Source organism: Dickeya sp. NCPPB 3274 (assembly GCF_000406205.1).
GTDB classification, from domain to species: Bacteria; Pseudomonadota; Gammaproteobacteria; order Enterobacterales; family Enterobacteriaceae; genus Dickeya; species Dickeya fangzhongdai.
The window spans coordinates 2,326,183-2,341,167 of record NZ_CM001979.1 but is presented as its reverse complement, the minus strand read 5'-3'; the positions used below and the strand labels follow the sequence as shown (position 1 = coordinate 2,341,167).

General features: G+C 56.8%; 12 protein-coding genes. 10 read left to right on the top strand and 2 right to left on the bottom strand.

The window, feature by feature from the left end; genetic code table 11:
* Positions 1-130: 130 nt before the first annotated feature.
* The 4 genes from DXX3274_RS10680 to DXX3274_RS10665 are packed head-to-tail and all read left to right on the top strand — an operon-like array spanning position 131 to position 5,034.
* Positions 131-934 (top strand): ABC transporter ATP-binding protein, encoded by an 804-nt coding sequence (locus DXX3274_RS10680; RefSeq protein ID WP_050569857.1) that lies wholly within the window; start codon positions 131-133, stop codon positions 932-934.
* A gap of 4 nt (positions 935-938) precedes the next feature.
* A complete protein-coding gene (locus DXX3274_RS10675) occupies positions 939-1,754 on the top strand; it encodes an ABC transporter ATP-binding protein (RefSeq protein WP_042859768.1) in 816 nt (271 codons plus the stop codon).
* 26 nt (positions 1,755-1,780) lie between these two features.
* Positions 1,781-3,295: an ABC transporter substrate-binding protein gene (locus DXX3274_RS10670; protein WP_152495253.1), complete on the top strand. Its 1,515-nt coding sequence runs from the start codon at positions 1,781-1,783 to the stop codon at positions 3,293-3,295.
* The gene (locus tag DXX3274_RS10665; RefSeq protein WP_042859766.1) at positions 3,292-5,034 is read left to right on the top strand and encodes an ABC transporter permease subunit; all 1,743 of its coding nucleotides are present in this window, start codon (positions 3,292-3,294) and stop codon (positions 5,032-5,034) included. The genes DXX3274_RS10670 and DXX3274_RS10665 overlap by 4 nt, the downstream gene beginning before the upstream one ends.
* Before the next feature lie 114 nt (positions 5,035-5,148).
* Here DXX3274_RS10665 and DXX3274_RS10660 read toward each other — a convergent pair whose 3' ends face one another.
* A complete protein-coding gene (locus tag DXX3274_RS10660; protein WP_042859765.1) occupies positions 5,149-5,397 on the bottom strand; it encodes a GlsB/YeaQ/YmgE family stress response membrane protein in 249 nt (82 codons plus the stop codon).
* A gap of 339 nt (positions 5,398-5,736) precedes the next feature.
* Positions 5,737-6,180 carry a hypothetical protein gene (locus DXX3274_RS10655; RefSeq protein WP_050569856.1) on the bottom strand — a complete coding sequence of 148 codons (444 nt, stop codon included), beginning with the start codon at positions 6,178-6,180 and terminating at the stop codon, positions 5,737-5,739.
* Positions 6,181-6,694: 514 nt separating this feature from the next.
* Here DXX3274_RS10655 and DXX3274_RS10650 point away from each other — a divergent pair.
* The 6 genes from DXX3274_RS10650 to DXX3274_RS10625 all read left to right on the top strand — a co-directional run bounded on the left by DXX3274_RS10650 (position 6,695) and on the right by DXX3274_RS10625 (position 14,592).
* Complete coding sequence (locus DXX3274_RS10650) at positions 6,695-7,033, top strand: YebY family protein (protein WP_038918972.1); 339 nt, start codon at positions 6,695-6,697, stop codon at positions 7,031-7,033.
* 1,472 nt (positions 7,034-8,505) lie between these two features.
* A complete protein-coding gene (pelA, locus tag DXX3274_RS10645) occupies positions 8,506-9,879 on the top strand; it encodes a pectate lyase (RefSeq protein WP_050569855.1) in 1,374 nt (457 codons plus the stop codon).
* 260 nt (positions 9,880-10,139) lie between these two features.
* Complete coding sequence (locus DXX3274_RS10640; RefSeq protein ID WP_042859764.1) at positions 10,140-11,264, top strand: FIST N-terminal domain-containing protein; 1,125 nt, start codon at positions 10,140-10,142, stop codon at positions 11,262-11,264.
* The gene (locus DXX3274_RS10635) at positions 11,257-12,372 is read left to right on the top strand and encodes a sensor histidine kinase (protein WP_042859763.1); all 1,116 of its coding nucleotides are present in this window, start codon (positions 11,257-11,259) and stop codon (positions 12,370-12,372) included. Before DXX3274_RS10640 ends, DXX3274_RS10635 begins: the two co-directional genes overlap by 8 nt.
* Positions 12,363-13,460, top strand: a complete 1,098-nt coding sequence (locus tag DXX3274_RS10630; RefSeq protein ID WP_042859762.1) for an HDOD domain-containing protein — start codon at positions 12,363-12,365, stop codon at positions 13,458-13,460. The genes DXX3274_RS10635 and DXX3274_RS10630 overlap by 10 nt, the downstream gene beginning before the upstream one ends.
* Positions 13,453-14,592, top strand: coding sequence for a response regulator (locus tag DXX3274_RS10625; protein WP_042859761.1), 1,140 nt, complete (start codon positions 13,453-13,455; stop codon positions 14,590-14,592). Before DXX3274_RS10630 ends, DXX3274_RS10625 begins: the two co-directional genes overlap by 8 nt.
* Positions 14,593-14,985: the final 393 nt, after the last annotated feature.

The following is a 14,985-nucleotide window of genomic DNA, read 5'->3' as shown; positions in this document are numbered from 1 at the left end:
GTCAGCCACAGAAGCCATCTGGGGTACTTCTTCCCACCGCTTCCCTCTTTTTAATAAGGGTTTTTATTTAAAATGTTATGTTATAACATAAATGTTATTGCAATAAATTTTCACATTTTTGGAGTATCGAGTGCTGGATGTCAGGCAGTTAACGCTTTGTATCGATGGGGACCTCAAGATTCATGACCTCAGTTTCTCCCTCGCCCCCGGTGAGCGCGTCTGTCTGCTGGGCGGTTCCGGTTCCGGTAAATCTCTGACGGCGCGTTGCCTGCTGGGCGCGCTGCCCATCGGTAGCCAACTCAGCGGCAGCATCCGTCTTCAGGGCCACGACGTGGCGGGGTTGCCGTTGTCACAGCGCCCGCCAGCCGAACGCCCGGCGGCCATTTTTCAGGATTCGGCCACGTCGCTAAACCCGTTATTCACGATTGAAGCGCAACTGCGCATGGCGCTAAAACACCAGCAAACTCATCAGGCGCTACCGGACTTGCTGCGTGCGGTCGGTTTTTCCGATCCGCACGCCGTGCTCACGCGCTACCCCGGCGAACTCTCCGGCGGCCAGCGCCAGCGCCTTTGCATCGCGCTGGCGTTACTGTGCGAGCGTCCGTTATTGATCGCCGATGAACCCACCACGGCGCTGGACGTGGTCACACAGGCGCAGGTCCTGCAAACCCTACAAGATCGGCTGCAACAATCCCCACGCACCAGCCTGCTGTTCATCACCCACGACATCACGGTAGCGGCCATGGTCTGCCAGCGCGCGCTGGTGATGGAAAACGGCCGGCTGGTCGAGCAAGGCGAAATGCGCCAGTTGCTGACGCATCCCCGCCATTCTTATACTCGTGCGCTGGTGTCGGCGGCCCGTCAGGCATCCGCCGGCGCCGTTTTTTCCCGCCAGAACCGCGCGCCATCCGTATCATGGTCACAGGCCAGTTAATGCTATGCGCCAAACCTCTTGCATGCTAAGTGAAGCCCCTTTTTTGCAACTTCATCAGGTCAGCCACCATTATCGAACGGCGGGTGTGTTTACGCGCCGGACTGCGGCCACCCTGTCGCTACAGCACGTCAGCCTCGATCTTCATGCGGGAGAACGCGTGGCGCTGGTGGGCGCATCCGGCTGCGGCAAATCTACCTTGCTGAAAATTCTGCTGGCGCTGGAGTCGCCGATTCGAGGCACGGTGCATTGTCAAGGGCGCGAGGTGCGCCCGGCTCGCGTATCCCGCTTGCGCTGGTATCGGCGGCTGGTGCAGTACATCCCGCAGGATCCGGCGGGATCGCTGGCGCCGCACGCCTCAGTATTCGCGCTGATCGCCGAACCGCTGCGCCAACTGGGGATGACGGAAAACCTGAAACAGACGGTCTGTGAGGTGCTGGAGCAGGTTGATTTGCCGTTAACCCTATTGCATCAGCGAGCCGAATCGCTATCCGGCGGTCAGGCCCAACGGGTCGCCATTGCCAGGGCCATTGCGCTGCGTCCGGCGTTTCTGCTGGCGGACGAACCGGTCAGCGGGCTTGACCTGCCTCTGCGTCAACAAATCACCACGCTGCTCGATACGCTGTCGCGCCGTCATGGCATGGGACTCTTGCTGGTTTCCCATGACCTGTCGGTCGTGGCGGCACTCTGCCAGCGGGTACTGGTCATGTACAACGGCAGTCTGGTGGAAGACCGCCCGCTGCCCGATTTACTCGCCGAGCCGTTCCATTTTCATACCCAGGCATTGTTGGTGGCCGTGCCGACGCTGCCTGCTTTTGATTGATTTTTCCAATACCACAAGGAATGCGTATGTTTCGTTTCCCTTCTCTGACGATGGCCGCCACGCTGGCATCCACCCTGCTGCTCGCCGGTTGTTTTGACAAACCGGAGCCCGCCGCCACCGGCGCGGACAATCCGCGCATTCGTCTGGCGATGTTGCTGCCGCCGCGCTCAGCGCTGTCGCCTTTCAGTGATGATGCGTTCAAACTGTCGCGCTGGCGCGCCGGTGAAACGCTGGTGGTGCTTGATGCCAACGGCGATGCGCAACCCGCGCTGGCGACGCACTGGCAACAGATAGATGAGCTGACCTGGCGCTTTACCCTGCGCGACGGCGTCAAATTTCACGACGGCAGCGATTTCAACGCCAGCGCCGTGGTCAACGCCCTGACCGCCGCCACGCGCGCCACCCCCAAGCCACGCATCCTTGACGGCGTGACGCTAAGCGTGACGGCGGAAGACGCGCGCACCGTGCAGATTAAAACCGCCACCCGCGACCCGCTGCTGCCGCAACGCTTGTCCAGCCCTCAGTTAACCTTACTCTCGCCCGCCGCTTACGGCGCCAACGGCGTGGTCAGCCCAGTCAGAACCGGCACCGGCCCGTTCGTGCTGACGCAGGTTAACGGCACCAGCAGCGCCCGATTGGATCGTTTTGACGGTTACTGGGGCAGCAAAGCCACGGCGCCGGGCATTGATGTCGATTTCGTGCCGGACAGCGCCGCCCGCACCGCCGCACTGCGTACCGGCACGGCCGATCTGGTGGAAGCGATACCGGTTTCGCAGGCGCCGCTGCTGGACCCGGCTTTGGTGCATGAGGTGCCGATGCCCCGCACCAACACGCTGTACCTCAACACCCGGCGCGGCGTTTTCAGCGATCCGGGCCTGCGGGCCGCGGCGCGTGATGCGATCCAACGGGACGTTCTGGTCAAAAACGTGTATGAAAACCGGGCCGACGTGGCGGCCGGGCTGCTTGGCCCGGCGGTGCAATGGGCCGCGGCGTTGCGTCAACCGGTGGCAGCGCCCACCGCAGCCCGTTCCCCTAACGGCGCGACGATCACGCTGGCGACCTTCAGCGATCGGGCGGAACTGCCGGAGGTGGCGGTGTATCTGGCTCAACAGTTGACCGCCGCCGGCTTCACGGTGAAGCAGGAGGTCCGCGAATATTCGCAGATAGAAGCGGATGCGCTGGCCGGCCATTTCGATGCCTTTATTTTATCTCGCGCCACCGTGCTGGATTCCGGCGATCCGGTGGCTTACCTGTATAGCGATTTTTCCTGCAAAGGCTCATTCAATATTTCGCAACTGTGTAATCCTGCGGTGGACGACGCGTTGAAACACGCTGCCGCCACCCCGGCTGGAGAGGCGCGTCGCCAGGCGATCATGGCCGCCGAGAACCTGATTCTGGCGACTAACGCCGCCATTCCATTGCTGCACGAACGGGTGATTCAGGGCGAGTCCGCTCGTTTGCGTCAGGCTATCCGGGACCCGCGTGAACGTGCCTTGATCGACGTACAGACGCACATCGATGGAGCGCATGCCAAGCCATGAGCGATACGCGGTTTCGGTTACCGGCAGAACTGCAACCATCGCTGCTGGTCATGACCTCGCGCCTGTTGACCGCCCTGACCATCATCGTATTGATCGGGCTGCTGCCCTGGCTGTCTGACACCGATCCGGCGCTCAGTCTGCTGCGCGCCCGCTCCAGCGAGCAGGAAGCCACGGCGGAAGCGCTGGATGCCATTCGTCAGCATCTGGGGCTGGCGCAAGGGCCGTGGGCGTTGCTGAGGCACTGGTTAACCGGTTTATTGCACGGCGATGCCGGCCTGTCGTGGGTATCCGGCAAGCCGGTGTTGCCCGGTATGCTGGATGCCGCAGGCGTGTCGCTCACACTGATGCTGGCGGCACTGGCGGTAGCGCTCCTGCTGGCCCTGCTGCTGAGCTGGCCAACCCTGCAGCGCGGGCTGACCGGCGATAACCGGCGCAGCAACGGTGCGTTAGCCACCGCCTTCACCGCCATGCCGGAGTTTCTGCTGGCGTCGTTCCTGCTGATCGTCGGCGCGGTCTGGTTGAAGCTGTTGCCGCCTTATGGCTGGCAATCATGGCAACACCTGATTCTCCCCGCGCTGGCATTGGGTATTCCGGCGGGCGGCTTGCTGGGCAAATTATTCAGCGATGCGTTGACCACCACCTTCAGCGAACCCTGGCTGCTGACCTGGCATATGGCCGGTATTTCCCGCCGCGACTGCCTGCGGGGCGTAGTTCGTCGCGCCCTGCCCGCGATTCTGCCGCAGGTTAGTCTGGTGCTGGTCGGGCTGACCGGCGGCGCGGTCGCGGTGGAAAAAGTGTTCGCCATTCCCGGACTGGGGCGGGCGACGCTCGGCGCGGCGGCGGCGCAGGACCTGCCGGCGTTGCAATGCGGTGTGCTGATTCTACTGGTTATCGCGGTGATCGCCGGGATAGGGTCGACGCTGCTGCGCCGCTGTCTGCTTGGTCATGCGCTGGAAAACGGCTCCCTCTCTACGCCTGCCAGCGCCATTAAGGTGACACGCCGTCATTATCGTCTGCCGCTGTTCATCGCGTTGCTGCTGGCGGCGATCGTGATTACCGGCCTGCCGCGTGATCCCTTCGGTTCCGACTTCGCCCGTCTACAGCCGCCTGACTGGTCGTTGCCGTTCGGCGCTGATGCCACAGGCCGCGACATGCTGGCGCGGGTTGCGCACGGAGCGCTGTCCACCCTGTTCACCGCGCTGGCGGTGACGCTCTGCTGCCTGCTGCTCGGCCTGCTCCTCGGGCTGTTTCCACGCCTGTTCAGCGGCCCGGCCGAAGTAGCCAACGCCATGCCGCCGGTGATCGCCGGCATGGTGGTCGCCGCGTTGTACGGCCCTTCCACATCAGGTGCGGCGCTTGCCGTGGCGCTGGTTGCCTGGGCGCCGCTGGCGGCACACACCGCGTCGCTGGTGACCGAAATCACCGCCCAACCGTACATTCGCATCACGCCGCTGTTTGGCCTCAGCCGTCTCCGTTGCCTGATACGCTATGTTATTCCCGCGCTAATCGGGCCGGTCACCCGCCATGCCATGCTCCGCCTGCCCGGCATCGCGCTGGCGCTGGCATCGCTGGGTTTTCTGGGGTTAGGCGAACAACCGCCGACGCCGGAATGGGGACGCGTGCTGGCGGAAGGCATGCCCTATGTCGAACGCGCCGTCTGGACGGTATTGCCGCCCGTTTTCGCATTGATTCTGCTATCGGTACTGGCTGTTTCACTCAGCCAATGGTCACGGCGATGAAAAGCGCCATCAGGTTGTGCCATAGCGCACAACCTGATGTTATCGAATGATATCTGGTTGGTTATGACAGGCAAAAAACGCGGCTATCTGGCGGAATACTGTCGGTCCCCCGCATCAATCGCGCACTTTACGGTAGACCCATAACACCACAATGGCGCCGATTACCGCCACCGCAAAACTGCCGAAATTAAAGCCATCGACTTTACCAAAACCCAAGAACGTGCTTATCCAGCCGCCGACCACCGCACCGACCACGCCCAGCAGCACGGTCATGATAAACCCACCGCCATCCCTGCCCGGCATGATCCACTTTGCCAGAATACCGGCAACGAGACCGAAAATAACCCATGAAATGATTCCCATTGTGTCCTCTCTGTCAGTCGCACATAAGGCGGCGTTCCGCAATTGATGTGTAACAGCTGTGATTAGCTATTCCTATAAAAGCGTAGCATAAGATGCATCGCTTACTTTGCTGTGGTCGTGAACCCGCCTCTGGCGGTCATGGCTCAACACCGAACACGGCAAAATAGACAATATAACGAGGGAGTGACAACAAATTGACAATCACGCCAAACAGAAGAATAACGACGGTTTTTGACAGGAAATAAAAAAGCGCCCGAACCGTCATTCAGAGCGCTGCCAATGCTCGTATCAACATGAATACGGTAGCTGTGCTATCTGCCTGCGGCAGGTCAGAGACGATTATTTGTCGGCAACAAAATAATCATTATTATCGGTCATCGGAATATAAACCCTGACCCATTCGTCACCTTCCAGCAGTTCCCAACTGTGCCCTTCGCCATTGGTATCTTCAGCCAGCAGAACCGTTCCCGGCGACAGAATAAACGTAGAACCGTCGCTGACTTTGAATTTCAGCTTACCTTTCAGTGTAATAACATATTGTTTTCTCGGCGCCGGATGCGTGCTTTTTTCCCACTCTTCAACCGAGTTATTAATCCAGAAATTTTGTGAGGGTATTTTTTCCAGCGCAGGAATGCTGCCTTTCAGATAAGCAGAATGGTTATCCGGTGTGGTGATGAGTTTAATTGCCGGGATGCGTGCAGGATTGGTTGACGTTTCTGCTATGCCTTTCAACGGCATTAACGATGCTATAACCATAAATAAGAATATTTTAAATTTACTCATTACCACCTCGACTCCCTGTTTAATTTAACGCCATCGATGACCGATAATCATCGCTCTAAAAATTTCGCCGTGAATTATACGAGAATAATCCGCCAGGTAAACAAACACGCATTCTGAATATAATTATTCATTCAATAGGCAATAACGATGAAGATATAGCGCATCATCCCGCTGTGCGGGTGGGAAACTGGAACGTAAAATCAGGTAACTGATCGCCTGGCAAACAGGTATTGCACGGCCACTCACCTGTTGTTGCACCTCGCCTCTGGCAAGAAAATCAACGGTACGTTTCCATCGACCGGAGATAACGCGCGTTACTTCCTCCTTCTTCGGCCACTCGCCTGCTCATGGGTAAGGTCAATGCCGGTCTGGCTGACTCGACTTCATCAGACCCGGCCGTTATGATCGCCTTTCCGGGCCTGCGACTCGCTGTCTCTTCATGGTGTGTCTCGTTTCGCCCGGCGGTAGACCTGAGGTCATCTCCCGTCTGGGGAGCTTTACATGGAATATCACAATGAAAAAAGTAGTGCTGTCGCTTATTGTCTCTGTGCTGTCTGCGCAGGCGTTGGCCGCGCCGCAACTGGCTAACCTGAGCAAGCTGGAATATGGTCCGCGCTGGGCGTTCAACCGTGAAGAAGTTCAGTTGATCTGCCGCCCCGGCCATGCCATGTACGTGATCAATCCCAGTACGCTGGTGCAATATCCGCTCAATGACGTGGCGCGTGAGCAGGTCAACACCGGCAAGGTGAACGCTCGCCCGCTGGAAACCATTCTTCTGGACGACCCGCAGAATCCGGGGCAAAAAATGAGTCTGCAACCCTTTATCGACCGGGCCAAAGACCTCTGTCAGTAGCGCATATAGCACTCCTGAAGCGAGTGTGGATCGCGAATACGCGGGTTTGCGCTGGTTGTCACAAAGTGTACAGATTGTTTCAGAATTGGCCGTCAAAAACCGGGCCAGACTGGAAAACAAAAGTGAGTCGTCTACGCTTAAAGTGCGGGCTGTGATGCAACCCGCAACAAATGCCAACTTTTAGCGCACGGCTCTCTCCCAAGAGCCATTTCCCTAGACCGGGCACAGGAATCGTGTTCGGTCTTTTTTTATCGCATTGATTTTTTAAATAAAAAATACTACATGGCCCGAAACTCCATATCCGGTGTAAATTGTAACAGGCCAGATAACCGCCATTATCTATCGCAAGATGAGTCTTTCAATAACAAGGATGTAACAAAAAATGCAAGCCAAACACATCTAAATCGATCAGCACTACACTACTATCGCTTGCAACTCGAATAAATGCTTAGCATATCTCACAAACTGGCGTTCAAAATCAGAGAACTCATCTGGCTGCTGAATATTCAGGTTTGCCGGTTATTATTCGTTATGTTGCAGTTTTATCTACTACGATTCATGGGGCATTCTGGACTCCAGAATTCAGGCATAAAAAAGCCTCGCAGTTTAAGTCGAGGCTTGCTGTCATATTTAGAGATACTTAGCCCATTTCGAGTTCAAAAGAAAGCAGCTTATTTTTATCAACCGTAATAAAACTTACCCTATTCAAGAAAAACAATGAATCAGAAAATCATTCGAAAATCCATGTTGAAATTTCAACATACAACCATTACCTAGTATAGCTCTCAACTAAATCAGCATGTAAGACAGTCCCTTTCTCATCAAAGGAAAGATTTAATACTTTATCCACTCCAGTCAATGCTGAAACAGGAGGAAGAAAAAATGGTATTTTTTCGTGCCTATAATGATTAGGCCAATAACGCTATCCGAAAATTGAGAACGCCGTCAAAAACACGCCTTTTTAGTCTGATTTTTAACTCAAAATTCAGCACGAAACTCTCAGGTAAAACCTCGCGGTAATGAGCAAAAATTTTCCGTATCATAATCAAACCCATCAGTTGGCTAACGCCTTATTCTATTTCGTACTTGTTATCAAAACGATAGCTGAACCGCCTACGCATATGACACTAGCCACATCACGATGCATTTTATTGAAATTCCCCAGCCCGGACTGGCAGAAGAGATACTCCAGCACAACTTCAGTTTCCCGCCACTGGGGTTAGGTGCCAGAACATAAAATTTCACTTTAATCATGAGGCGGGTTAGGCAAATCTTTCCCGTTTCCAGTTCTTTAGTGACTTGCTTCTCGTCTTTGACAAATCAGGATGCGAGAGGAAAAGCCAGCGCTTTATCTATTCATCATTTTCTTTAATGATATTGCAGCACAGCGCTTAACGGATCAGATGTCCCGTTTACGCGCCTGCGTTCATTGTTGGAAACGCAATAACATCATTTTCATGGAGGATTCGTATATGTCACACAAACTCACTCGCCTGTCGCTCATTAGTTTGAGTCTGCTGGCCGGTTTATCCGCCAGCATTCAGGCCCACGCAGCATCAGTGGGGTGTAATCAGAACTGCATCGACTATCTGCGCGAGAATGTGCAGGCCAGGCCGCTCACCGCAGCAAACATCGCCACGTTGGGTAATACCACCTTGCAATCGCAATTTACGTCTTATCTCAACACCTCAATCAGCGCCCGTAATTCAGATAAAGCAGCGCTCGCCGCCGAGCGAAATAACCTGACCAACATACCGGCGCCGCGATCGTCAGATGAAGGGCACGACCTTGATACCATGCCACTGAATAAACCGGCATCGTATTATCAGTCGACAGAAGCGCTCAATATCGCCAGGGATATATTGAGTTTCCAAATCCCTTCTGGCGGCTGGGGCAAGAATATGCCGCATACCGGCGTCAAGCGCGCTAAAGGGCAATCGTACACCATCGACAACATTGAGCCGTCAGAGTCCGGGCGCTGGCGCTATGTCGGCACGATTGATAATGGGTCAACCACGACCGAACTACGTTATCTCGCCAAAGTACAGGCTACTCGGGCAGAGGGTGCCGATACAGCCAGCATACGAGCCGGTATTGTACGTGGTCTAAAATATCTGCTCGCCGCACAGTACCCTAACGGCGGCTGGCCGCAGGTCTATCCGCTGGCGGGCGGATACAACGACGCCATTACGATCAATGACGATGCCATGTTAAGGGTGGTTATGCTGTTAAATGAGATTGGCAACGGCAGTAACAGCGATTTTGCTTTCCTCGATAACCGTACCCGCAACAGCATTGCCCAGAGCGCGGCGAAAGGCATCACATGGCTGCTCGACAATCAGGTGTCGATCGGCGGTACGCTGACGGTCTGGGGGCAGCAACATGATGTGCTGACACAGGAGCCAACCGCCGCGCGGGCCTTCGAAATGGCATCGCTGACATCGGGAGAAAGCGCAAAAATCGTGGAGTTTCTGATGACGTTGCCTAATCCCAACGCGGCGGTACGGCGGTCGGTTTACGCCGCAGCGGATTTTTTTACCGCCACCCGCATAACCGGTCAGTCCTGGTCTAACGGCAAACTGTCCAGTTCGCCGAACGGCGTGCTGTGGGCGCGTTATTACGACCTGGCCTCCTACACGCCGGGAGCAAGCCGTGTGGAAAAACGTGCGCAAACCTTATTCGGCGACTTCCCGAAAACACACGACAGCAGTGCTTACGGCCTTGTCTTCGGCTCTATTGCCTCGGTGTCGACCGAGCGACTGACCGGTTACGCCCAGTACGTTTCCAGCCCGCAAAGAGTGCTGACGACATTCGCCGTCTGGAGCAAAAGTAACGCCCGCCCCTGACGTCCAACGCTAGCGGAAAAACTCACTGCGCAATCCGCCCTGAAGACGGATTGCGTTTTCACCGTTAGCGCGCCAGCCAGCGAGGCTGGCCGCTCTATTGATATGCATAGATAAGATAAAATTCTACATATTTGCTATTTGTAACACCACCACCTAACCTCTCTGAAGAGGGATAGATTACAGAGGGATACTGACAGAGGATAACGGGATAAAGCAGGAGCGCGGGCGAAGGTTTCTGCTTACTATCGGGAGAACTCGTCATGAATTTCCAACCCAAATATGCCAGTAGCGAATCGCCGAACCCGGTCCAGGCTGTCGCCGAATTTGCCAGCCAGATTGGTCATGAAGGCATCGATACCGTCATTTTCTTCTGTTCTCCAGACTACGACCTGGACGTCCTGGGTCGGGAGTTGAAGAACACCTTCTCCTGCCCCTGCATAGGTTGCACATCTTCTGGTCAGATTGGTACAGAAGGCTTCCAGCATTCCGGACTGTTGGGGCTGGGATTGGGCAAAGACTTTCGCACTCGCTCCTTCATGATTCAGCCTTTGGTCAACTACACCGCGGTCGTGGCCGACATCGCCGAAGCCATTCGCCGCGACAGCGAGGCCAGGCCGAACCTGCATCGCTTCGGCCTGCTGCTGGTAGACGGGCTTTCTATGGTTGAAGAGCGCCTGGTGGCGAACCTCTACCAGCAGATCGGCAACGTTCCGATCATCGGCGGTTCCGCTGGCGATGACCTGCGTTTCGAGAAGACCCACGTCTATGATGGAAATGGACGATTCATTTCCGATGCGGCTGTATTCGCCGTTATCGAGACCAATTCGCCCGTCACCACCTTCAAAGTGCAGCACTTCGAACCCAGCGAGGTGGAGCTAGTCATCACCGAGGCCGATCCGGAGAAGCGACTCATTCTGGAGATAAACGGCGAACCTGCCGCTCAGGTTTATGCGGAAGCCCTTGGCCTCACGGTGCACGAATTGACGCCGACGGTCTTTTCCCGCAATCCGCTGATGCTCTCCTTCGGCGATGAGCCCTACGTCCGTTCCATACAGAAATGGAACGAAGACCTCTCTCTCACCTGCTACTGCGCCATCGAAGAAGGACTGGTCGTCGCCATCGGCAAGGCGGAGGACCCGGTCCGAACCCTCAGACAGGCTTTTGACAAGGTCCGCGAGACAATTCCGGAGCCCGCGGTAATTATCGGCTGCGATTGCATCCTGCGTCGTCTCCAGTTCGAACAGGAAGGACTTGAGCAGCAGATAGGCGATGTAATGATGCAGAATCGGGTGGTGGGCTTTTCCACCTACGGCGAACAGTACAACGGATTGCACGTGAACCAAACCTTCACGGGCATCGCGATTGGAGGACAGAGCGTTGACTGAAGGAACATTTTCCGAAGCGTCCGCCGTTGTTTTGTCCGCCGCCGAATACCAGCGCAAGCTCGCCGCCCGGGACAAGACCATTGAGGTACTCAAGCGCCGCATCGCACAGGAAGCCAGGCACAGCCACGCCACGCCTTTTGCCATTCTGGAGCAGAACGTGGGCCTGGAAAAGGTGGTCGCCCGCAAGACCCTGGAGTTAGAGAACGAACGCCAGGAGCTAGAAAAAGCCCTCACCGAGTTGCGCTTCACTCAGGCTCAGTTGCTGCAGGCTCAGAAGATGGAGTCCATCGGCCAACTCGCCGCCGGTATCGCCCACGAGATCAACACGCCAACCCAATACGTCTCCGACAATGTGGGTTTCGTTAAGACCGCCACCGTTTCCCTGCTAAGTCTGCTGGACTCCGCCCTCGCGCTGGCTGAGGCCACGCGAGGGAACCTGGCAGAAGAACCCATCCTGGCGGAGTTCGACGCTGTCCTCAAGCGTACTAAAGTGGAGTTCCTGCGCCGCCAGATCCCAAACGCCTTAGACGAATCGCTGGAAGGTCTTGGTCATATCGCCAAGATCGTGGCCGCCATGAAGGAATTCTCCCACCCCTCCCACAACGAGAAAGAATTGGTGGATGTGCGCGAGGTCATCAACACGACGGTGACCGTCGCCCGCAACGAATGGAAATACGTGGCGGAACTTGAGACCCACTTCGAAGACGATTTGCCGCAACTGCCGTGTCTGCGTGACATGATCGGCCAGGCCATTATCAACCTGGTGGTGAACGCCGCCCACGCCATCGCCGACACCATCCAGCAAGGCATCAAGGAGAAGGGCCGCATCATCATCTCCGCGGCGCGGGACGGCGAACATATGGAAATCCGGGTCAAAGACGACGGAGGCGGTATCCCCGCGGGGATCCGTGCCCGCATCTTCGATCCCTTCTTCACCACCAAAGCCGTAGGCAAAGGCACCGGCCAGGGGCTCGCCATTGTCTATTCAACCGTAGTGGACAAACATGATGGCCTGATCCGTTGCGAGTCGGAAGAAGGCGTGGGCACGACGTTTATCCTGAAACTGCCTCTCCATTGCCACAAAGAGGAAGGCCCGGCATGCAAGTGATGTTCGTCGATGACGAAAGTCGGGTGCTCTCGGGTATTGAGCGGGCCCTCATGATGCAAGACACCGAATGGGAATGCCGCTTCGCCAACAGTGGTCAGGAGGCCCTTGCGATGCTGGAGGAAAAGCCGGCCGACGTGGTGGTGTCCGACATGCGAATGCCCTTCATGGACGGCGCTGAATTGCTTACTCAGGTACGCAACCGCTGGCCTGGTACGATACGAATTATCCTGTCCGGCTACTCTGAACCCGACGCCACCTTGCGTATGTTGGACGTGGCTCACCGGTTCGTTTCCAAGCCCTGCGACAGCACGGTGCTACTGGATATGGTAGGAAGCGCTCTGGCCCTGCGCGACATGTTCCAGGACCCCACCGTAGTCGAGATAGTGGGCAGAACCAGCCGGCTACCGGCGGCCCCCAACGTGTTCACCGAAGTATGCAGCCTCATTGCCAACCCCGGCAGCGATACCCGGCACATCGCCGAGCTTCTGGGCAGAGACCCGGCCCTGAGCACCAAGATTATGCAGCTTGCTAATTCAGCCTATTTCGCCAGAGGCGGACACATTAATGACATCGGAAACGCCATCACCCACTTAGGGCTGGATCAGGTGAAGTTGCTCGTTCTGGCTTCTCAGGTCTTTGCGGACGCGAAGACCGACCCTTATGTGGACCGGCTACAGCAACGCGCCCTGCTCGCCTCCACACTAGCCGCCCGCATTTCCGGCCATCAGGGAGTGGAAGCCACCGCCGCCCTGCTCGCCAACATTGCGCGGCTCATCCCCGAACTGAAGGAGCCCGACGGCGAGGCTGCCACCACACGCTGCAACACCCCCATGCACGCCGCGGTAGGCGCGTATCTGCTGGCCTTGTGGGGTTTGCCCATGGACATCGTGGAAGCCGTGGCCTGTCATATGCAGCCTTCCCGTGCTACGGAAAAAGTCTTCGGCGTGATCGGTACCGTGCATGTCGCGGTCACCCTCGCCAACAACGGTGCCCTCGATCTGGACTATCTCGAACAGACTGGCGTGCTGAACAAACTGCCCCAGTGGCAGGAGATGCTCGCCCACACGCAGGAAACTCTCAATGACTGAAACCGCTTTGCCCCGGGTTCTGTGCGTAGACGATGAACCCAATGTGCTCGCTGCGATGGAACGAAACCTGTTTGGCGAATTCGACGTCGTGGTCGCTCCCAGTGGTGAAGCCGGCCTGGACGCCGTGCGCTGGGGCCAGCGTTTTGCCGTGATCATGTCCGATATGCGCATGCCCGGCATGGACGGCGCCGCCTTCCTCGCCAAAGCACGGGAAATCTCCCCCGACAGCGTGCGTATCCTCCTCACCGGGCAGGCCGACGTGGAATCCTCCATCGCCGCCATCAACAAAGGGGCTATTTTTCGCTACCTCTGCAAACCGTGCCCCAAAGAGGAACTGGTTTCGGCGCTTAATGACGCAGTCAGTCAGTACCGTCTCATTTGTGCGGAAAAGGAATTGCTGGAAACCACCCTCACCGCCTCGGTCAAGACGCTGACTGAAGTGCTCGCCATGGTCGCGCCGTGGGCGTTTCAGCGGGCGGCTTTCGCCCAGTCCTGTATCCGCCACGCGCTGCCCAAGCTGGAGTGGCCTGATGGATGGATATACACCATCGCCGCCTCATTAAGCCAAATCGGCTGTGTGGGTATCCCCGCCGATATCGTCCAGGCCGACGCAGCCCAGCGCGACCTCACGGAGGAGGAGAAAAAACTCCTTCAGGAACACCCGGATGTCGCCGGTCGTCTGGTGGAACACATCCCCCGCCTCGAACTGGTGGCCGAGATCATCCGCCACCAGGCCAGAGTTGCCCCGCCCAGCGCCCCTACTGAGGTTATCCGCGGCGCTCACCTTCTGCGCGCCGCTCTCGAGCTGGAGCGCTATTCAGCCCGGGGGCCTGCATTGGAACACCCTGGGGAAATTCTGCGCGCGGCACGGCCGGCGATCCCTGAGTACATCATCAAAACCCTGGCTGATTTCCGCGCCAATGTAGCCGGCGTCCGTTCTGTGCGCATTTGCGAATTGAAGTCCGGCTGGGTGATAGATGAAGATATCCGCACCACCAACGACTTGATGGTGCTCACCAAAGGTCATGAACTCACCGACACCGCTATCTCCGCCCTTCAACATCTCCTCGCCGCCAACGCCGTTAAGGAGCCGATTCGGGTGCGTGGCATTCCCGACACCGCGGCGTCTTAGCGACGTTATGGACGGAATCGCCAAACCCGACTAGCGCAGACGTGGGGCATCGTTGAAGGTCAGGCTGGCGGCCATTCTGCTGCGGAGGATTAGCGTCTTTTACGCTCGCATTGGGGCAATGATTGGTGCAGTGAATATGGTGGAAGTGAGAATGTTGTGGCAATGAGAATATTGTGGCAGTGAGTAGTGCAATGCTCAGTGAGCAGGCGCCAAAGGCCGAGCACGGATAAAACCGCTTAGTCCGGCACCATAATAAATGCGTAATAATAATATTGGCCGTTCGATAATCGCCGACCGTGGTATTCGCTAAAAACCCACTGATTGCTCAGTGGGCCGTTTCCCTGGCGTTCAAATTAGCGTTTAGCATTGACATCATGTCATTAGAAGCGGTTA